Origin of the sequence: Actinomycetospora sp. (genome assembly GCF_036497585.1) — a bacterium.
Lineage (GTDB): Bacteria > Actinomycetota > Actinomycetes > Mycobacteriales > Pseudonocardiaceae > Actinomycetospora.
Window position 1 is genome coordinate 1 of sequence record NZ_DASXJD010000216.1, and the last position, 18448, is coordinate 18448.

Genomic DNA, 18448 nt, shown 5'->3' on the forward strand with positions numbered 1-18448 from the left:
GCACACGTGAGCGCTAGCGAACCACCGGCAGCGGCGTCGTCCCGGCGTCGAGCTCGCTGACGGTCGGGGCGTCGAGCGCCGTCGGGGTCGCGGGCTGCGGGGGCTCGACGACGAGCTCGACGGGCTCCGGCAGGTCCCGCACGACGCTGACCTGCGCCGTCACCGGGGCGTAGCCGCTCGCGGTGAGCAGGTAGCGGCCCTCGGTGAGGTCCTCGATCGCGAAGTGCCCGGTGCCGTCGGTGACGGTCGAGGCGACGACGCGTCCGTCGGCGCCCATGAGCACCACGAGCGACTCGGGCACCGACCGCCCCGACGTGGACATGACGCGGCCGCGCACCGCGTGACGGGCGACGGGGACCCGCACGTCGTGCCGGGTGGCCCGCCGACCCGCTGGGGTCGGCTCGGCGACGACGAGGCGCTCGGCCACCGGCTCCCGCCCGGGCGCGAGCACCGCGACGGTGTAGGTGCCGGGCTCGAGCTCCGGGCACTCCCAGGTGCCGTCGGTGCCGGTCCGGCGCACGGCGCGCACCCCGCCGGCGGTGTCGGTGACGGTCACCGTGGCGCCCACCACCGGGACGTCGGCGGCGTCGCGCACCGACCCGCTGACCGGGGTGACCCGGCGCAGCGCGACCCGGCGGCGCAGCGGCGTCCCCTCGAGGGCGACCAGCTCGGCGTGCGGCCGGAAGGCTCCGGGGTTGGCGACGACGACGTAGTTGCCGACGCCCGGGGCGTGCAGGCGGAACGAGCCGTCGGCCGCGGAGAACGTGCGGTCGACGACGGTGCCGTCGAGGGCGTGCAGCGCCATCGGGACCTCGACGAGCCCGCCGTCCACCCCGTGGCCGAACCGGTCGGCGTCGGAGGTGTCGGAGGCGTCGGTGAGGGTGCCGAGGACGACCGAGTCGCCGCTCGGCGAGGGGACCTCGGCCGCCACGTGGCGGCCGTGGGTCGCGGGCCGGGGCCCCGGCGAGGGCCGGGCACCGTCGACGAGCCGGACCATGCGGTCGGTGCCCGCGGCACCCGCCGCGCCCACCGGGGACGCGGACACCGGGACGTCGAGGGCGCCGCGGGCGGGGCCGGTCACCTCGGCCGCGGAGTCGACCGAGCCGGGGCCGCTGCCCCGCGCGGCCTCCTCGGCCTGCCGGGCCTGGATGCCCGACGTCGTGCGTAGTGGCACCTCCTTGAGGAACCAGATCAGCACGAACCCGACCGCGATGACGCAGGCGGCGACGAGGAACACCAGGTCCATCGACTGCGAGAATCCCTGCAGGAACGGCTCGGCGAGCCGCGGGTCCATCCGCTGCAGGACCGACGAGTCCTGGACGACCTGCGCGGCGCCGGTCGCCGGGTTGACGGCGGGCGCGTTGACCGGGTTCGACGCGACGGCGGGGTCGGCCAGCGCGGCCTGGAACGACGGCGTGGCGGACGCGGCCCGGAAGGCCGAGCCGATGTACCCGCCGACGGTGGAGAACAGGATCGACAGGAAGACCGAGACCCCGACCGTCCCGCCCATCTGGCGGAAGAAGGTCGCGGACGCGGTGGCGACGCCCATGTCGGAGGCCGGCACCGCGTTCTGCACCGCGAGGACCAGGGTCTGCATGCAGTTCCCGAGCCCGAGGCCGAACACGACCATGAGCAGCGCGATCTCCCAGTACGGGGTGTCGGCGTGCAGCAGGAAGTGGAAGAGCAGCATGCCGACGGTCATCAGCCCCAGGCCGATCACCGGGAACACCTTGTAGCGCCCGGTGCGGCTGGTCAGCTGGCCGGAGATGATCGAGGAGACCATGAGGCCGCCGACCAGGGGGATCATCTGGAGACCGGCCTGCGTGGGCGTCGAGCCGTTCACGATCTGCAGGTACTGCGGGACGATCGCGATGCCGCCGAACATGCCGATGCCGGTGATGACCGCGATGACCGTCGTCAGGGAGAAGACGCCGTTGCGGAACAGCCTCAGCGGCAGCAGCGCGTCGTCGCCGTAGGCCCGCTCCGCGAGCACGAACGCGACGAGCCCGATTACGCCGATCGCGTAGCAGAGCAGGGCGTCCCAGGAGCCCCAGCCCCAGCTCTGCCCCTGCTCGGCGACGATCAGCAGCGGCACGAGGGCCACCGCGAGCGCGGAGGCGCCGGGCCAGTCGATGCGCCGCTCACGCCGGCTGTGGGGCAGGTTCAGCACCCGCCACACGACGGCGAAGGCGACGATGCCGATCGGGACGTTGACGAGGAAGACCCAGCGCCAGCCGTCGATCCCGATGATCGAGGTGGTGCCGGCGAAGAAGCCGCCGACGACCGGGCCGATCACGCTCGAGGTGCCGAAGACGGCGAGGAAGTAGCCCTGGTATCGGGCGCGCTCCCGCGGCGGGACGATGTCGCCGATGATCGTGAGCGCGAGGCTCATCAGACCGCCGGCGCCGAGGCCCTGCAGCGCGCGGAACCCGGCGAGCTCGTACATCGACGTCGACAGGGTGCAGAGCACCGAGCCGATGACGAAGACCCCGATGGCGAACAGGAAGAACGGCTTGCGGCCGTAGAGGTCCGAGAGCTTGCCGTAGAGCGGCGTCGAGATCGTCGCGGTGATCAGGTAGGCCGTCGTGGCCCAGGCCTGCAGGTTGAGGCCGTGCAGGTCGTCCGCGATGGTGCGGATCGAGGTGGAGACGATGTTCTGGTCGAGGGCGGCCAGGAACATGCCGAGCAGGAGCCCGGACAGGATCGTCAGGACCTGGCGGTGGGTGAAGCCGCCCGGCGATGCGGTGGCCGACGCGGATCTCGCGCCGGTCGGGCTCCCGACCGCCGGGGTCGACGCGGTCGTGGTGGTCATCGGTCCTCCTCCACGCCCTGCGGGGCGGGGACGTCGTGGGTAGCGGGGTGGATTGCCTCGAGGGCGGTGGTGAAGCGGTCCATCAGCTCGACGAGCCGCTCGCGGTCGGCCTCGTCCCAGTCGCTCGTGATCCGGCTGATCTCGCGGTTGCGGAGGTCGCGGTTGGCCTCGAACACCCGATGGCCCTCGTCGGTCGCGGCCAGCAGGCACGCGCGGCCGTCGACGGGGTCGGGACGTCGCTCGACGTACCCGATCCGCACGAGGGCCGCGACCTGCCGGCTGACGGTGGAGGGGTCGGAGTGCACGGCCTCGGCGAGCGCGTTCGACCGGTGCGGCCCGTCGATCACGAGCCGGGCCAGCAGCACGTAGGCGGCGCGCTCGATGCCGTCGTCGCCCACCCGGCCGTTGGACACCCGCTTGCGCTCCATGAGGCGGATGAGCCGGACGAGCTGCAGACCGATGCGGTCCGAGGTGGCCCACCGCTCGTCGGCCCCCTCGGGGATCGGGGGTCCGGGCCGGGCGCCCACTGCTGCGTTCATTGCGTGCTCCGTACAATCGCTTGGTCTCTACAACTATAATTCGTCACCAGGCTCCAGGCCACCCGGGTACCCGGTCGTGGACGTGTGATCCGTGAGTCACCCCGTGGGAGCGGCGCCGGAGTGGGTGAGCGGCGCCGTCCTGGCGTCGGGGGCCAGGAACGTGCCGTTGCTGCCACGGGTGGGGCTGGCCCGGCCGGACGGCCCCGGATCTCGGCTCCGCCGCTAGCGTGCGAGCCCATGAGCGACGACGCCCCGGCCCCCGACGTGCGCGAGCGGTTCGCCGACCGCGTCCGCTACGAGCGCACCGGCCACGTCGCCACGATCACCTACGACCGCCCCGACAAGCTCAACGCGATCGACGGCGCGATGCGCGACGGCCTCAACGAGGCGTTCGCCCGCTTCACCGGAGACGACGAGGCGTGGGTCGGCATCGTCACCGGGGCGGGCCGGGCGTTCTGCGCCGGCGCCGACTTCAGCTCCGAGCGCAACCCGGCCGGCGAGTTCCCCGGCTCGTTCTGGGAGCGCCCGACGGTGAACTCGTTCGAGTCCGGCTGGGAGCTCTACAAGCCGGTGATCGCCGCGGTGAACGGCCTGTGCCTCGGCTACGGGCTGACGCTGGTGACGTGGTGCGACCTCGTCGTCGCCTCCGATCGCGCCACGTTCGGCTTCCCGGAGGTCAAGCTCGGGGTCCCGACGATCGTGGGCGCGCTCCGCCTGCCGCAGCGCGTCGGCTGGCAGCCCGCGATGGAGCTGCTGCTCACCGGGGAGACCGTCTCCGCGGCGCGCGCGAAGGAGATCGGGCTCGCGCTGCAGGTGGTGGAGCACGACGAGCTCCTCGACGCGGCCGGCCGTCTCGCCGAGCGGCTCCTCGCCGGAGCACCCCTGGCCCAGCGCGCCATCAAGGAGGTGGCGCGCCGGGGGCCGGAGATGTCACAGACCGATGCGATCCGGTTCGGCGAGACGATGCGGCGGGTCGCCGGCGCGACCGAGGACGCCAAGGAGGGCGGCACCGCGGCCCGGGAGAAGCGCCCGCCGAGGTGGCTGGGCCGCTGAACGAACGGCACCTTCCTGACGTCGGACGCCAGGATCGTGCCGTTGCTGTCCCCGGGGCTCCGGGCAGGGCCGATGAGTGAACGGCGCCGTCCTGACGTCGGACGCCAGGATCGTGCCGTTGCTGTCACCCCAGAGGCACCGAGGCGGCTCAGGCGACCCGCTCGAACACCGCGGCCAGGCCCTGCCCGCCGCCGATGCACATCGTCTCCAGCCCGTAGCGGGCCTCGCGGCGGTCCATCTCGCGCAGCATCGTCGCCAGGATCCGCACCCCGGTCGCCCCGACCGGGTGCCCCAGCGAGATCCCCGAGCCGTTCGGGTTGACCCGCTCATCGCAGACCAGGTCGATGCCCCACTCCCGGCCCACCCCGAGCGCCTGCGCCGCGAACGCCTCGTTGAGCTCGATCACGTCCATGTCCGCCAACGACAACCCGGCCCGGCCCAGCGCCTTCTCCGTCGCCGGCACCGGCCCGATCCCCATCACCTCGGGACCCACCCCGGCCACCCCCCAGGACACCAGCCGCGCGAACGGCCGCAGCCCCAGCTCGGCCGCCTTCTCCGGGGTCGTCACCAGGCACACCGCCGCGCCGTCGTTCTGCCCCGAGGCGTTCCCCGCGGTCACCGTCGCCTCCGGGTCGGACTTGCCCATGATCGGGCGCAGCTTCGCCAACGACTCCACCGAGGCGTCCGGGCGGATGTGCTCGTCGGACTCGACCACGGTGTCGCCCTTGCGGCCGTGGATCGTCACCGGCACCAGCTCCTCGTCGTAGCGGCCCTCCTTGACCGCCGCCGTGGCCTTCTCGTGGGAGCGCACCGCCAGCCGGTCCTGCTCCTCCCGGCCGATCGAGTACCGCCGGCGCACGTTCTCCGCGGTCTCGATCATCCCGCCGCGCACCGGGTGGTTCACCCCGCCGGCCCACACCCGCCCCTGGGCCAGCGAGTCCTTCATCTCGAACCCGCCGGCCTTGGTGCCCCAGCGCACCGCGTCGGTGAAGTACGACGCCCCCGACATCGACTCCGCCCCACCGGCGAGCACCATCGACGCCCCACCCGAGGCCACCGACATCGCCGCGTAGAGCACCGCCTGCAGCCCCGACCCGCAGCGCCGGTCGATCTGCAACCCCGGCACCGACACCTCCAGGCCCGCGTCCAGCGCCGCGACCCGCCCGATCGCCGGGGCGTCCATCGTCGGGTAGCAGTGCCCGAACACCACGTCGTCGATCTGCTCCGCCGTGACCCCGGTGCGGCGCACCAGCTCCCGGATCACCGTCGCCCCCAGCTCCTGGACCGGCACGTCCCGCAACGACCCCCCGAACCCCCCGACGGGCGTCCGGATCGGCTCACAGACGACGGCTTCGCTCACGACTCTCTCTCCTGTGTCAGAGGATGTACCGCAGGATCACCTCGGCGACGCACGCCGGCTTCGGCCATCCCTCGATCTCCACGGTCCCCCCGATGGTGGCCTGGACACCGTTGGGCACATCGGTGACGTCCACCAGACGGCAGTGACCCCGTACACGGCTGTCCACCGGCACCGGTGACGGGAACCGCACCTTGTTGAGCCCGTAGTTCACGGTCATCGAGACGCCACTGACCTCGAAGGTGTCCCAGCCGAACTTCGGCATGAGGGCCACCGTGAGGAAGCCGTGGGCGACGGTCCGGCCGAAGGGGCCCTCCGCGGCGCGCTCGGGGTCGGTGTGGATCCACTGGTGGTCGTCGGTGGCGTCGGCGAAGACGTCGACGCGGTGCTGGTCGACCGTGACCCAGTCACTGGTGCCGAGGTCCTCCCCCACCGCCGCGCGCAGTTCCTCGACGTCCGCGAACTTCCGCATGCCTGCTCCTCTCGATCTCGGGGTCAGAGCTCGGCCGCGATCTCCTTCGCCGCGCCGGTCAGTGCCACCCGCTCGGCCGGGGTGCCGGCGAGCGGGGTGAGGTTCAACGTGGTCACGCCCGCCTCGGCGAAGGCGGCCATGCGCTCGGCGACGTAGGAACGCGGTCCGATGAGCGAGATGGCGCGCAGCAGCTCCTCCGGCACGGCCGCCGCGGCCTGCTCCTTCTTGCCGTCGAGGTAGAGGTCCTGGATCTCCTCGGCCTCGGCCTCGTAGCCGTACCGGCGGGCGACGTCGTTGTAGAAGTTCTTGCCCTTGGCGCCCATGCCGCCCACGTAGAGCGCGACGAAGCCGCGCATCCCGTCGAGCATCTGCTTCGCGACCGCGTCGTCCTCGGTGAGGCAGAACGAGCACTGCAGGTAGACCTCGAGCGGGCCGAGCCCGGCCTCGCGCTTCGCGTTCCCCGCCGCGAGGGACTCGCCCCACACGTCCTGGGCCTTCTCGGGCACGAAGAAGATCGGCTGCCAGCCCTCGGCCTTCTCGGCCACCAGCGCGACGTTCTTCGGTCCGAGGGCGGCGACGAGGATCGGGATCCGCTCGCGCACCGGATGGTTGATCAGCTTCAGCGGCTTGCCGAGCCCCGTGCCCTGCTCCGACGGCAGCGGGATCGTGTAGTGCTTGCCCTGGTGCTCGACCTTCTCGCGGCGCCACACCTGTCGGCAGATGTCGATGATCTCGCGGGTGCGTCCCAGCGGGGCGTCGTAGCGCACCCCGTGGAACCCCTCGATCACCTGCGGCCCCGACGCCCCGAGTCCGAGCGTGAACCGTCCGCCGGAGACGAAGTCCAGGCCGGCCGCCGTCATCGCCGTCAGCGACGGGGTCCGCGTGTAGAGCTGCAGGATCCCCGAGGCGATCCCCACGCGCTCCGTCCGCGCTGCGATGAAGCCCAGCTGGCTCACCGCGTCGTAGCTGTAGGCCTCCGGGACGAAGACGATGTCCAGGCCGGCCTTCTCGTGCTCGGCCAGCTCGGCCACGCTCTCCTCGAAACCACCGCTGTAGTTCAGACCCATCCCGATGCGCACGACCGGGAGCCTGCCACGATCCTGCGTCCGTGAGCACCACGAGCGGCGAGCACTCCGTCACCGTGATCGTCCGCGGCTACGAGACCGACGCGAACGGCCACGTCAACCACGCCGTCTACCACCAGTACGGCGAGCACGGCCGGACGGACACGCTGCGGGCGGCCGGGATCGAGGTCGCGCCGCTCGCGGCCGCCGGCCTGGGCCCGGTGATCCTCGAGACCACGGTCCGGTTCCTCGCCGAGCTACGGCTCGGCGAGGAGGTGGAGGTGGTGACGCAGGTGCGGTTCGGCACCGGGAAGTCGTTCCGGATGGACTCCGAGCTCCGCCGGGGCGACACCGTGTGCGCGACGCTGACCGGCGTCATGGGGATCCTCGACCACGCCACCCGCCGCCTCGTCGCCGATCCGCGGGCCCGGCTGCGCGAGCACTCCGCCGACCCCGCGGCGTTCGACCGGATCTGGGGCACCGGGGACGTCGCGGAGCCGGCGGCCTCGTAGCCGGACCGTCCTACGGGGTGGGGGTCGCGAGGGTCGTCCCCGCCGCCCCGCCCCGCGACCGGGTGGTCGTCGTCGCGCGGGTCGTGGTCGTCTCGCGGGCGGAGGTGGGCTCCTCGGAGGTGGTCGAGCGCGCCGAGGTGCTCTCCTCGTCGTCCGGAGCGCTGGTCGTCGTCGTGGCGGCGCGGGTGCCGAAGACCTCGCCGATGCTGGTCCCCTCGCCCCCGGAGAGCGGCGAGCCCTTCACGCGCTCGATGCCGGTGACCACGACCATCGCGATGAGGAAGATCAGGATCCCGGTGGCGGCGAGCGCCGCGACCCGTCGACTGTGGCCCGGGCGGGCGGACCGGGGGGTCAGCGCGACCGTCGGCGACTCGTCGGGGGCGGGCACCCCGGGATCGGCGGGATCGTCGGGGCCGCCGGTGGGCAGGACGCGGGTCCCGACGGGTGCGGCGCGGGTCGCGTCCGCGACGGCCCCGTCCCCCAGGAACGCGGTCGCGCCGTCGGCGGGGCGCCCGGCCCGGGTGCGGTGGGCGTCGATGCGGGTGCGGACCCGGTCGCGGGTGCGCTCGAGGGAGCGCTGGTAGATCGCCTCGCCGACGGTCGTCACGACGGACGCGACGGCGGCCCCGGCCACGGTGCCGCCCGCGCCGCCGAGGAACCCTCCGGCCGCCGCGGTGGTGACGGCGGCGAGCGCCTGCCCGGTGACCCGCGCGCCGGAGAGGCCGCCGCCGGACGCGGGCGGGGTCTCGGGGGGGTCGGACACGGGGGGCACGGCCCGGGTCGGGGCCTGTGCCGGGTCGGGCGGCGGACGCACCGGGGGCCGCCCGGGTCCCGGCGCCGGGCCGCCCGGGCCCTGGCGCGCACCCGGTCCCGGCGGGGGTCCCGACGGCGGAGGTCCGGACCGGCCCGGTGGGCCCCCACGGCCGGGCGGAGGCGGCGGGCTGTGCGCGCCCGAGCCGGACGGATCCGGCCGGGCGCCGCCCTCAGTCCCCCGAGCGTCGATGACGCCCGCCCGAGCCGCGCAGCATGATCGGCCGGACCGCTCGGTCGGAGCCCGCGGTGTCGTCCCCGCGGAAGGAACGCCGCTCCAGGCTCCGGTCGGCACGGCCGAAGCTACGCCGGACTTCGTCGTAAATCGGCGTCTGGGTCATGGCGAGACCCTACGACGGTCACCCGCCGCGACCCGGGCGCCCCTGACCACCCCGTCAGGGGGTTTGGCACGCCGCTGACCTGGGAAAACGGGCTCATCCGGGCTCGGCGGAGCGACACCGCGGCGCCGGAGTGGAACAGGAGCAAACTCCACTCCACGCCATCGGACGAACGTTGTGATCCATCCGACACTCTGTGTCACGGGAGGTCGCGATCCACGGCAAACGGCCCGACATGACCGTCCACGGGGTGACGCCGTTCAACGCCGAGCCCCCGCGTGCCGCGCTGGCCGACCGGGTGCTGACCCCGCTCGACGCCTTCTACAGCCGCAACCACGGCCCGATCCCCGCGCTCGACCCCGGAGGGTGGCGGCTCCGCGTCGACGGGCTGGTCGGCCGGACGTCGTCGTGGTCGCTCACCGAGCTGCGCGACCGCTTCGGCAGCCACTCCGAGACCGCCACGCTGCAGTGCGCGGGCAACCGGCGCGCCGGGCTCGTCGAGGTGCGCGACATCCCCGGCGAGGCGCCCTGGGGCCCGACCGCGACGGCGACGGCGCGCTGGACCGGCGTGCGCCTGGCCGACGTGCTCGACGACGCCGGGGTCGACCCGGCGGCCACCGACGTCGCGTTCCTCGGTACGGACGTGAGCGAGGCGGCCACGCCCCCGCAGGAGTTCGGCGGCTCGATCCCGCTGCGCAAGGCGCGCATGCCGGAGGTCCTGCTCGCGTGGGAGATGAACGGCGAGCCGCTCCCGCCCGTGCACGGCGCGCCCGTCCGGGTCGTCGTCCCCGGCTACATCGGCGCCCGCAGCGTCAAGTGGGTGCACCGCGTGACCGTCGCCGACCGGCCGTCGCAGAACTTCTTCCAGACCTCCACCTACCGGCTGCTCCCGCCGGACGTCGACCCCGCCCGGACCGCACCCGGCGACGGCGTCGCGCTCGGGCTGGTCGCGGTGAACGCCGACTTCCTCGCCCCCGACGACGGCGCCGAGGTCGACTGCGGCCCCACGCGCGTGACCGGGTACGCCTTCGCCGGCGGCGACCGCACCGTGGTCCGGGTGGACGTCTCCCCCGACGGCGGGTCGAGCTGGATCCAGGCCGACCTCGGCGAGCAGGCGGGCACGTGGGCGTGGCGGCACTGGAGCGCGACCGTCGACGTCCGGCCCGGCGAGCAGCTGGTCCTCGCCCGCGCCTGGGACTCCTCGGCGGCGCTGCAGCCGGCCGACCCGGCGTCGGTGTGGAACCCCAAGGGCTACGCGAACAACTCCTGGGCGCGCCTGCGGCTGCGCGGCCGGAGCGCTCACACGGCGTAGCCCCCTCCCGGTCCCGCGCGGATGAGCGCCACCAGACCCACCACCGTGACGGCCGCGCACAGCACCGCGAACCCGGCACCGGTGACGCCGCCCTCGAAGCGCTCGTCGAGCACGACGATCCCGATCGTCCCTGCCACCACCGGGTCGATCGTGGTCTGCGTCGCGAGCCCGGCGTCGAGGCCGCCGTCGCGGTAGGCGGTCTGCAGCAGCAGCACCCCGACCACGGGCAGGACGACGACGGCGATCCCCGCGACGACGACGCCGGGCTCCAGCGGGCCACGGTTCAGCCCGTGCAGCACGGGCCGCACCAGCCCGGACGTCACCCCGGCGCACAGCCCGGCGCCCGCCGCGCGGGACACCGCGCGCCCCCGCCAGCCCAGCCGGTTGCCGCCCAGGACGACGACCGCGAGCACCACGGCCGCCGCGAGCGCCGTCAGTACGAGTCCGCCGGAGCCCGCCGGCCGGGTCTCGGCGTGGTGCGGGGCGAGGCTGAGCAGCCCGGCGAGCCCGGCGACCAGCACCGCGGCCGAGGCCCACTCCGCGCCCCGGACGGTGCGGTGCTCCAGGCGGGCGTCGAGCGGCAGGGCGAGCACCAGGGCCAGCACCCCGACCGGCTGGACGAGCGTCACCGAGCCGAGGCCGAGCGCGACCACGTGCACCGCGGCGCCGCACGCCATCGACCCGATCCCCGTCCACCACACCGGCATCCGCGCGAGGGCGGCGAAGAACTCCCGCCCGTCGCGGGGGTGGGTGCCCTCGTGGGCGGCCCGGGCGGCCGCCAGGCGCTGCAGCGCCGCGGCCAGCGCGTAGAGGAACGCCGAGCCGAGGGCCAGCAGGACCGCGGCGACGGGGTGGGCCTGCAGCGCAGGCCCGGGCGCGGGGGGTCTCACCGGCCCGACCGCCCCACCGTGCCGCCTCCCAGGAACCGTGCCCGCCGCGTCACCCTCGACCGTACGACCGCCGGGGCGTGGCGTGCGCGACCCCCCGGCGCCGTGCTGTGATGTCCGGACATTAGGAGTCCACACCGGAGGGGCGGGCCGATGGCGGAGGGCGTGGGCGCCCACGAGGAGCAGCGCCCGGCCGGGTCCGACGACGAGCACGAGCCCGACTACCGGTTCACGCTCGCCAACGAGCGGACGTTCCTGGCCTGGCTGCGCACGTCGCTCTCCCTGCTCGCTGCCGGGGTGGCCGTGGTCCAGCTGGTGCCGGCCTTCCCGGTGCCCGGCGCCCGGGCCGTGATCGGGGCCCTGCTCGCCGTCCTCGCCGTGGTGGCGGCGGCCTCCGGGGTGCTGCGGTGGCGCTCGGTGGAGACCGCGATCCGCCGCGACCGGCCGCTGCCGGCGCAACGCGTCCCCTGGGCGCTCGCGGCCGGCCTGGTCGTCCTCGCGCTGTTCGGGCTCGCGCTGATCGCGCTGCGGGGCGGGGCGTGACGAGCCCGTCGGACGCCGGTCTGCAGGCCGAGCGCACCGGGCTCGCGTGGAGCAGGACCTCGCTCGCGGTCGCCGCGAACGCGGTCCTGCTCGCCGTCCGCGAGATCGCGCACGCCACGCCGTCGCTCGCCCTGGTCCCCGCGGGGATGGCGCTGCTCGTATCGCTCGCGACGGCGGCCTACGGGGTGCACCGCACGCGGGTGCTGCGCCACGCCCCGCTGCCCCGGCCGCTCGCCGCGCGCGGCGCGGTCCTGCTGCTCGGGTGGTCGGTGGTGGTGCTCGCGGTCGTCGCCGGCGCCGTCCTGGCCATCTGAGTGCCCGAGGTGTCCGAGGGACCGGCGCACCAGCCCAACGCCGCCCCGCTCCCCCTGGCCTGGCGCTTCTGGGTCGTGGTGCTGCTGGTCGGGGTGGGCGCCGGGGTGGCGGGTGGGCTGCTGACGTTGCTGCTGCACGCCGTGCAGGACGTCGCGTACGGCTACCGGGGGGAGAGCTTCCAGCTCGGGGTGGAGCAGGCGCCCGCCTGGCGCCGCGTCGTGGTGCTCGCCCTCGCCGGGCTCGTCGGCGGCCTCGGGTGGTGGTGGCTGCGGGGACCGGTCGGCCGGCGTCTCGGGCGGGCCCGCGGGGTCGCCGCCGCGGTCTGGGACCCCGAGGGCCGGATGGGTCTGACCCGCACCCTGCTCGACGGCGTGCTGCAGATCGTCGTCGTGGCGCTGGGGGCCTCGCTCGGCCGGGAGGGCGCCCCGCGGGAGGTGGCGGCCGCGCTCGCGTCCCGCCTGGCCGAGCTGACCGGCCTGTCGGCCGAGGAGCGTCGCGTACTCATCGCGTGCGGGGCGGGAGCCGGCCTGGCCGCGGTGTACGACGTGCCGTTCGGGGGTGGGCTGTTCACCCTCGAGGTGCTGCTGGGCACGCTCGCGCTCCCGGTCGCGGTGCCCGCCGTCGTCACCTCCGTGCTCGGGGCCGTCACGGCCTGGCTCTTCCTCGGCGACACACCGGTGTACGCCGCGGGCGCCCCGCCGGTGAGCGCCCCGGTCGTGGTGTTCGCCGTCGTCACCGCGCCGGTCGTGGCGCTCGCGGGGGTGGGGTTCGTCCGGCTGGTGGCGTGGTCGCGACGGCGGGTGCCGACGGGGTGGCGGCTCCCGGTCGCCACGACCGTGGTGTTCGCCGCGCTCGGGGCGCTCGCGATCCCGCTGCCCGCCCTGCTGGGCAACGGCAAGGGTCCGGCGCAGACCGTCCTCGACGGCGGCGGGACGCTACCGGTGCTCGTCGCGCTGGCCCTGCTCAAGCCGCTCGCCACGGCGGCGTCGCTGCGCAGCGGCGCGAACGGCGGGTTGTTCACCCCCACGCTGGCCACCGGGGCCCTGCTCGGCGCCGTCCTCGGGCGGTTCGCGACGCTGCTGGGGGCCGGCGCCCCGGCCGGGGCCTACGCGCTCGTCGGGGCGGCCGCGTTCCTGGCCGCCGCCCAGCAGGCGCCGCTGTCGACCGTGGTGCTGCTGCTGGAGCTGACCCACGTCGGGACCGGGCTCCTCGTCCCGATCGCGCTGGCCGCGGTGCTCGCGGTCCTGGTCGCGCGGTTCGTCGAGCCGTGGTCCACGACGACCGCCGGGCTCGAGGGGCCGTCGGTCACCGCGCCCGGTCCGCCGGTCCCGTCGTCGTCGGGACGTCGGCGGTGGCGCCGGGCACGGGGTCGCCGCCCTGCTCCGCCGCCTCACAGGCCTGCTCGGGGGTGAGGTAGTCGTCGGTGTGCTCGAACTCGGCCAGCCGTCCCGACGAGCGGGTGAGGAACCCGAGCCGCACCGAGGAGTTCCCCGCCACGGCGTGCAGCGCCCAGTTGCCGGCCACCCGGGCCATGGCGACCGGCGCGCCCATCGCCACGAGGTGATAGCCCCGGGTGACGATCTGAGCGGGCCGCCCGGAGAGGTCCAGGTGCAGGGGCTTCGCCACCGCGTCGGGGCCGCCGAGGTCGACGACGAGGCCGAGGTCGCGGTGCCGGTAGCGTCGCGGCCGACGGCCGCGCAGGCTCGCGACGACGTTGTCCGCTGCGACCGGGGCCTGCCGGGTGGCGTGCTGGGCGGTCGGCGGGCAGACCGCCCCGTTCCCGGCGACGAGGTCGGGGACGGCCGCGCAGTCGCCGAGTGCGAACACCTCGGGGTGCCCGGGGACGGCGAAGTCGGCGCCGACCACCAGCCGTCCCTCCTCGCTGTCGACACCGAGCCGGGACACGAGCGGGTTGGGGGACACCCCGGCCGTCCAGACGAGCGTGTTCGTCTCGAGGCGGCGGCCGTCGGAGAGGGTGACCGAGCAGTCGTCGGCCGACGCCAGGCTGGTCCGCAGGTGGACGTGCACCCCGCGGCGCAGCAGCACCTGCCGGGTGTCCTCCCCCAGCCGCGGCCCGAGCTCGGGCATCAGCTGGGCGCCGTGCTGCACGAGGTGCCACTGCACCTGCGACGGATCGAGCCGGTGGAATCGCCGGGCGAGCCCCGAGGTCATCAGCTCGAGGTTCGCCGCGGTCTCCACACCGGCGTAGCCGCCACCGACCACGACGAACCGGCAGCGGAGCGCGCGCTCGTCGGGGTCGTCGCTCGCGTTCGCCAGCTCGAGCTGGCCCAGCACGTGGTCGCGCAGGAACTGGGCCTCGGCCAGGGTCTTCATCCCGCGCCCGTACTCGCGCAGGCCGGGGATGTCCATCGTCCGCGTGATGCTGCCGGGGGCGAGCACGAGGCGGTCGTAGTCGAGGATCTCGCGGCGCCCGGTGATGCTCGTCGACACTACGCGCCGCCGGTCGAGGTCGACGCCGATGACACGGCCCGGCACGAACGTCGCGCGGGTCAGCCGGCGGGTCAGCGACGCGGTCACCGCGGTCGGCGGCAGCACCCCGGCGGCGACCTGGGGCAGCAGCGGGAGGTAGAGCATGTAGTCGTCGGGGCTGACCAGGCGCACGTCGGCGTCGGGCAGCCGGCGCTCCAAGCGGCGCGCGACCCCGAGCCCGGCGAACCCGCCGCCGACGATGACCACCCGCTCCGGCACGGTGCCTCCTTTGGTCTTCGGCTCGTGCGTGTCCTGTCGGCGTGCTGTGTTGTCAGTCGTGCTGGAGCGCGGAAACACACGCACACCTCAGCGGACGAACGCACTGTGCCCGGTCACCGCCTTGCCCACGATCAGGGTGTTCATCTCGCGGGTGCCCTCGTAGGAGTACAGCGCCTCGGCGTCGGCGAAGTACCGGGCGATGCCGTTGCCGACGATGATGCCGTTGCCGCCGACGACCTGGCGGCCCAGCGCGACCGTCTCGCGCATCCGGTCGGCGCAGAACTGCTTGGCCAGCGCCGAGTGCGCGTCGGACCCGCCGCCGTCGTCGATCAGCGCCGCGTTGCGCGCGGCCATGCCGAGCGAGGCGGTGGTGTTGCCGAGCATCTGGACCAGGGCGTCCTGGATCATCTGGAAGCCCGCGATCGGGCGGCCGAACTGCTCGCGCTGCTGGGCGTACGACAGCGCCAGCTCGTAGGCCGCCATCTGCACCCCGGTGCAGGCCCAGGAGGCGTTGCCGCGGGTGCGCCGCAGCACCGCCCCGGCGTCGGCGAAGGTGCCCTTGCCACCGGAGAGGCGGTTCTCCTCGGGGACGCGGACGCCGTCGAGGGTGATGTCGGCGTTCTGCGTGATGCGCAGCGAGGTCTTGCCCTCGATCTTGGCGGTCGTGAGTCCTGCGGTCTCCCGCGGGACGACGAAGCCGCGAACGGCCCTGCCGTCGGCGTCGTCGGACACGTCACGGGCCCAGACGACGATGACGTCGGCGAAGGTGCCGTTGCCGATCCAGCGCTTGTGCCCGTCGATCACCCACTCCCTATCGGCATGCTCCCCTGATTTCACGAGGCGGGCGGTGGTCTCCATCCCGCCGGCGACGTCGCTCCCGCCGTGCGGCTCGGTCAGCCCGAACGCCCCGATGGTCTCCATGCGCGCCATCGGCGGCAGCCAGCGCTCCTTCTGCTCCGGTGTGCCGCACGCGTCGATCGAGCCCATCGCGAGCCCGCAGTGCACCCCGAAGAAGCTGTTCGTGGAGGCGTCCACCCGCGCGATCTCGGCGTGGACGAACCCCATGAACACCCGCCGCGCCGGCTCGTCGGACCAGCCGGAGAGCCCGTAGGGCAGCCCCGCGAGGTCGAGGCCCGCGAACCCCTGGACGAGCTGGTCCGGGAACGAGTCGCTCGCCCACGCCTCCTCGACCACGGGCGCGACGTCGCTCGCGAGGTAGGAGCGCAGCCGGCGCAGGTGCTCGAGCTCGGCGTCGGTGAGCAGGTCGACGTAGGAGTAGAAGTCCGCGACGTGCGGCCCGTCCGGCTCGAGCGCGAGGTGCGGGCGCGGCAGCTCGTCGAACGGGTTGGCGACGGCGCCCGCCTCGTCCGGGGCGGGGGCGCTGCGGTCGTCGTCCGTGGGAGGGCGGGAGTCGGTCGGCGCGGCCATGTCAGCAGCGTCCCCCCGGCGTCGGGACCCCGCCACGCGACGGCCGCGGTGATCGTGGTCCGAGCAACCCGTGCGGGCGGCGCCGGCAAAATGCTTGTACTATTCAAGTGAAATCAGGGTGGTCCGGCACGTACCGGGTGGCTGCCGTCCGTGCGGGCGAGCACAGTGGGCCCGGACGGGTGGCCGGCGGCCGGGAGACGTGTTGTCCCGACCGGGGCATTGGTGCGGCCGGGTCACCGGCGGGGCGCTCGCACGTCGGACCGATGGGAGCGGCGGCTCGCGAGGTGCACGGACGGCCGGGGTCGGGCGGCCGGGCACCGGGTCAGGTCGGGGCCCCACCACGGAGCACCCGATCCCGAGGCACAGCGGAGGAGTGCGACGGTGGACGGACAGCAGCCGATCATGATCTTCGGTCGGGTGACGAGGGGGGACGGTGCACCGCTCCCCGGGGCGGCGCTGACCCTTTGCGACCTCGCTGGTGACCAGCTCGACCGCACGGTGGCCGACCACGGCGGGCACTACCAGCTCGAGCCGTCCACCGGCGGCACCTACCTGGTCATCTGCTCCTCCTCGACGCACCAGCCGAAGGCTTCCCTCGTCGCGGTCTCCGACCGCCCGCTGCGCCACGACGTCGGGCTCGCCGGCGGCGGCGCGAGCCTCGAGGGCACCGTCGGTGTCGGCCGCGAGCAGGGCCTCGCGGGGACCGCGGGCGTGGTCCTCACGCTCACCGACGTGCGCGGCACCGTCGTCGCGGTCGCCCGGTCGGGCGCCGACGGCACCTACCGGTTCGCCGACCTCGACGAGGGCTCCTACACCCTGACCGCGGCCGCGCCGGACATCACTCCGGTCGCCGAGACCGTCCAGATCCCGGCCGAGGGCCGCGTCACCCGCGACATCGCCCTGGCCACCCAGCTTCGCCTCACCGGCGTCGTGCGCTCCGCCTCGGGCGGGCGCCCCGTCGGGGAGGCCCTGGCCACCCTCGTCGGCTCCGACGGCAACGTCGTCGGCGCCGCGGTGACCGGCGACGACGGCACCTTCACCTTCCCCGAGGTCGCGCCCGGCACGTACACGATCACCGCCAGCGGCTACGCACCCGTCGCCAGCGAGATCGAGGTCGGCGCCGGCGCGCCCTCCGAGGTCACCCTCACCCTCACGCCGCCCGCCCTCGGGCCGGTCGACGGTCCCGCCTCCGACGGCTACTCCGACGACCACGACTGGTCCCGCGGGTTCGGATCCGAGGACTTCGGCAGCGACGCGGTCCCGGCCGGCGGCGCCTCCACCAACGGTCACAACGGCCGCCACGCCTCCGGCCCCGGCGGCGACCAGCCCGGCGCGGACGACCTCGGCTTCGACGCCGACGGCGGGCGCCGATGACGGCGACGCAGCGCGACGTCCAGCGGATCAGCGGCACGGCCGTCACCAGTGACGGCTGGCCGGTGCCGTTCGCCGTCGTCACGATCATCGACGCCGCCGGGCGGCAGATCGGCGGCACGCCGGTCGCAGACGACGGCCGCTTCGTCGTCGAGAACCTGCCCGCCGGGCCCTGCACCGTCATCACCTCCGCGGTCGGCCACACCCCCGCCGCCCGCCCCGTCGGGGGTCCTGGGCAGGGCGAGCTCGGGCGGGTCGTGCTCACCCGCACCGGGGCGCTCGAGCTCCCCGCGCCGGGTCGGTGGGACGTCGACCCGGTGCACTCGCGGATCTCCGCCTCGGCGTTCCACCTCGGGATCACCAAGGTCCACGGCCGGCTGCGGACGTTCACCGGGCACATCGACATGGGCGCGGACCTGGCCTCGACGGGCGTGTCGGCGGCGATCGAGGCGGGGAGCGTCGACACCGACGACGAGCGCCGCGACGAGCACCTGCGCGCCCCGGATTTCCTCGACGTGCTGCGCTTCTCCGACATCCGGTTCGACTCGACCGAGATCGTCCCGCACACTGCCGACCACTGGACGATGTACGGCGACCTGCTGCTCAAGGGCGTGGCCAACCGGGTGGCGCTGGACGTGGTCTACCACGGCGCCGGGCCGGACCTGTGGGGCGGCGAGCGGGCCGGGTTCTCGGCCACGACACAGCTCTCCCGCGACGACTTCGACATCTCGTGGAACCAGTCGGTGATCGCGGGCATCTTCGCGATCGGTCGGACACTGCGGATCGAGATCGACATCGAGGCGGTCCGGGTCCCGGGCTGAGCTCGAGGGGCGGGGCCCTGGCTTCGCCGTCTCGTCGCGGCCACCTCGCCGCCACGTCGCCGTCGAGAAACCCGAGCTCGTGGGCAAGGCCCTCCGCCGCAAGCA

The 18448-nt window shown here is 74.6% G+C and carries 18 protein-coding genes; 8 read left to right on the plus strand and 10 right to left on the minus strand.

The window, feature by feature from the left end; genetic code table 11:
• Positions 1 to 13: 13 nt before the first annotated feature.
• Both VGH76_RS21430 and VGH76_RS21435 read right to left on the minus strand, forming a co-directional pair.
• Entirely contained in the window at positions 14 to 2812 is a 2799-nt protein-coding gene (locus VGH76_RS21430) for an MFS transporter (protein WP_331558748.1), read from the minus strand.
• Entirely contained in the window at positions 2809 to 3351 is a 543-nt protein-coding gene (locus tag VGH76_RS21435; protein WP_331558749.1) for a MarR family winged helix-turn-helix transcriptional regulator, read from the minus strand. The genes VGH76_RS21430 and VGH76_RS21435 overlap by 4 nt, the downstream gene beginning before the upstream one ends.
• 237 nt (positions 3352 to 3588) lie before the next feature.
• Here VGH76_RS21435 and VGH76_RS21440 point away from each other — a divergent pair, with 237 nt between their 5' ends.
• The gene (locus VGH76_RS21440; RefSeq protein WP_331558750.1) at positions 3589 to 4404 is read left to right on the plus strand and encodes an enoyl-CoA hydratase/isomerase family protein; all 816 of its coding nucleotides are present in this window, start codon (positions 3589 to 3591) and stop codon (positions 4402 to 4404) included.
• A gap of 148 nt (positions 4405 to 4552) precedes the next feature.
• On the opposite strand, the gene VGH76_RS21445 is transcribed toward VGH76_RS21440, so the two are convergent.
• The 3 genes from VGH76_RS21445 to VGH76_RS21455 are packed head-to-tail and all read right to left on the minus strand — an operon-like array spanning position 4553 to position 7312.
• Positions 4553 to 5764 carry an acetyl-CoA C-acetyltransferase gene (locus VGH76_RS21445; protein ID WP_331558751.1) on the minus strand — a complete coding sequence of 404 codons (1212 nt, stop codon included), beginning with the start codon at positions 5762 to 5764 and terminating at the stop codon, positions 4553 to 4555.
• A 16-nt stretch (positions 5765 to 5780) separates the two neighbouring features.
• The gene (locus VGH76_RS21450; RefSeq protein WP_331558752.1) at positions 5781 to 6233 is read right to left on the minus strand and encodes a MaoC family dehydratase; all 453 of its coding nucleotides are present in this window, start codon (positions 6231 to 6233) and stop codon (positions 5781 to 5783) included.
• A 23-nt stretch (positions 6234 to 6256) separates the two neighbouring features.
• A complete protein-coding gene (locus VGH76_RS21455; RefSeq protein ID WP_331558753.1) occupies positions 6257 to 7312 on the minus strand; it encodes an LLM class F420-dependent oxidoreductase in 1056 nt (351 codons plus the stop codon).
• A gap of 29 nt (positions 7313 to 7341) precedes the next feature.
• Between VGH76_RS21455 and VGH76_RS21460 the strand changes: the two genes are divergently transcribed.
• Complete coding sequence (locus VGH76_RS21460) at positions 7342 to 7809, plus strand: thioesterase family protein (protein ID WP_331558754.1); 468 nt, start codon at positions 7342 to 7344, stop codon at positions 7807 to 7809.
• Positions 7810 to 7819: 10 nt separating this feature from the next.
• Here the strand turns inward: VGH76_RS21460 and VGH76_RS21465 are convergent, their stop codons facing one another.
• The gene (locus VGH76_RS21465) at positions 7820 to 8572 is read right to left on the minus strand and encodes a hypothetical protein (RefSeq protein ID WP_331558755.1); all 753 of its coding nucleotides are present in this window, start codon (positions 8570 to 8572) and stop codon (positions 7820 to 7822) included.
• Positions 8573 to 8792: 220 nt separating this feature from the next.
• On the minus strand, positions 8793 to 8960 hold the full coding sequence (locus tag VGH76_RS21470; protein WP_331558756.1) for a hypothetical protein: 168 nt from the start codon (positions 8958 to 8960) through the stop codon (positions 8793 to 8795).
• 232 nt (positions 8961 to 9192) lie between these two features.
• On the opposite strand from VGH76_RS21470, the gene VGH76_RS21475 reads away from it, so the two are divergent.
• Positions 9193 to 10269, plus strand: a complete 1077-nt coding sequence (locus VGH76_RS21475; protein WP_331558757.1) for a sulfite oxidase — start codon at positions 9193 to 9195, stop codon at positions 10267 to 10269.
• Here VGH76_RS21475 and VGH76_RS21480 read toward each other — a convergent pair.
• Entirely contained in the window at positions 10257 to 11159 is a 903-nt protein-coding gene (locus tag VGH76_RS21480; RefSeq protein WP_331558758.1) for a DMT family transporter, read from the minus strand. The two genes, VGH76_RS21475 and VGH76_RS21480, sit on opposite strands and share 13 nt — an antisense overlap.
• 150 nt (positions 11160 to 11309) lie before the next feature.
• On the opposite strand from VGH76_RS21480, the gene VGH76_RS21485 reads away from it, so the two are divergent.
• From VGH76_RS21485 to VGH76_RS21495, 3 genes are read left to right on the plus strand one after another with little or no spacing between them, the layout of a single operon-like run.
• Positions 11310 to 11699, plus strand: a complete 390-nt coding sequence (locus VGH76_RS21485) for a YidH family protein (protein WP_331558759.1) — start codon at positions 11310 to 11312, stop codon at positions 11697 to 11699.
• Entirely contained in the window at positions 11696 to 12013 is a 318-nt protein-coding gene (locus VGH76_RS21490) for a DUF202 domain-containing protein (protein ID WP_331558760.1), read from the plus strand. Before VGH76_RS21485 ends, VGH76_RS21490 begins: the two co-directional genes overlap by 4 nt.
• Positions 12014 to 12022: 9 nt before the next feature.
• Positions 12023 to 13426, plus strand: coding sequence for a chloride channel protein (locus VGH76_RS21495; protein WP_331558761.1), 1404 nt, complete (start codon positions 12023 to 12025; stop codon positions 13424 to 13426).
• On the opposite strand, the gene VGH76_RS21500 is transcribed toward VGH76_RS21495, so the two are convergent.
• Together VGH76_RS21500 and VGH76_RS21505 are read right to left on the minus strand one after the other, a co-directional pair.
• Complete coding sequence (locus VGH76_RS21500) at positions 13320 to 14723, minus strand: NAD(P)/FAD-dependent oxidoreductase (RefSeq protein ID WP_331558762.1); 1404 nt, start codon at positions 14721 to 14723, stop codon at positions 13320 to 13322. The genes VGH76_RS21495 and VGH76_RS21500 overlap by 107 nt on opposite strands.
• Positions 14724 to 14810: 87 nt before the next feature.
• Entirely contained in the window at positions 14811 to 16151 is a 1341-nt protein-coding gene (locus VGH76_RS21505; RefSeq protein ID WP_331558763.1) for an acyl-CoA dehydrogenase family protein, read from the minus strand.
• A gap of 381 nt (positions 16152 to 16532) precedes the next feature.
• Here VGH76_RS21505 and VGH76_RS21510 point away from each other — a divergent pair, with 381 nt between their 5' ends.
• Together VGH76_RS21510 and VGH76_RS21515 are read left to right on the plus strand one after the other, a co-directional pair.
• Positions 16533 to 17525 (plus strand): carboxypeptidase-like regulatory domain-containing protein, encoded by a 993-nt coding sequence (locus tag VGH76_RS21510; protein WP_331558764.1) that lies wholly within the window; start codon positions 16533 to 16535, stop codon positions 17523 to 17525.
• Complete coding sequence (locus tag VGH76_RS21515; protein ID WP_331558765.1) at positions 17522 to 18343, plus strand: YceI family protein; 822 nt, start codon at positions 17522 to 17524, stop codon at positions 18341 to 18343. Before VGH76_RS21510 ends, VGH76_RS21515 begins: the two co-directional genes overlap by 4 nt.
• Positions 18344 to 18448 lie beyond the last annotated feature (105 nt).

Bases quoted from the DNA above. Each gene is read 5' to 3' on its own strand.
- VGH76_RS21430 (WP_331558748.1), bottom strand. From the start codon at position 2,812: ATGACCACCACGACCGCGTCGACCCCGGCGGTCGGGAGCCCGACCGGC.
- VGH76_RS21435 (WP_331558749.1), bottom strand. From the start codon at position 3,351: ATGAACGCAGCAGTGGGCGCCCGGCCCGGACCCCCGATCCCCGAGGGG.
- VGH76_RS21440 (WP_331558750.1), top strand. From the start codon at position 3,589: ATGAGCGACGACGCCCCGGCCCCCGACGTGCGCGAGCGGTTCGCCGAC.
- VGH76_RS21450 (WP_331558752.1), bottom strand. From the start codon at position 6,233: ATGCGGAAGTTCGCGGACGTCGAGGAACTGCGCGCGGCGGTGGGGGAG.
- VGH76_RS21470 (WP_331558756.1), bottom strand. From the start codon at position 8,960: ATGACCCAGACGCCGATTTACGACGAAGTCCGGCGTAGCTTCGGCCGT.
- VGH76_RS21475 (WP_331558757.1), top strand. From the start codon at position 9,193: ATGACCGTCCACGGGGTGACGCCGTTCAACGCCGAGCCCCCGCGTGCC.
- VGH76_RS21485 (WP_331558759.1), top strand. From the start codon at position 11,310: ATGGCGGAGGGCGTGGGCGCCCACGAGGAGCAGCGCCCGGCCGGGTCC.
- VGH76_RS21505 (WP_331558763.1), bottom strand. From the start codon at position 16,151: ATGGCCGCGCCGACCGACTCCCGCCCTCCCACGGACGACGACCGCAGC.
- VGH76_RS21515 (WP_331558765.1), top strand. From the start codon at position 17,522: ATGACGGCGACGCAGCGCGACGTCCAGCGGATCAGCGGCACGGCCGTC.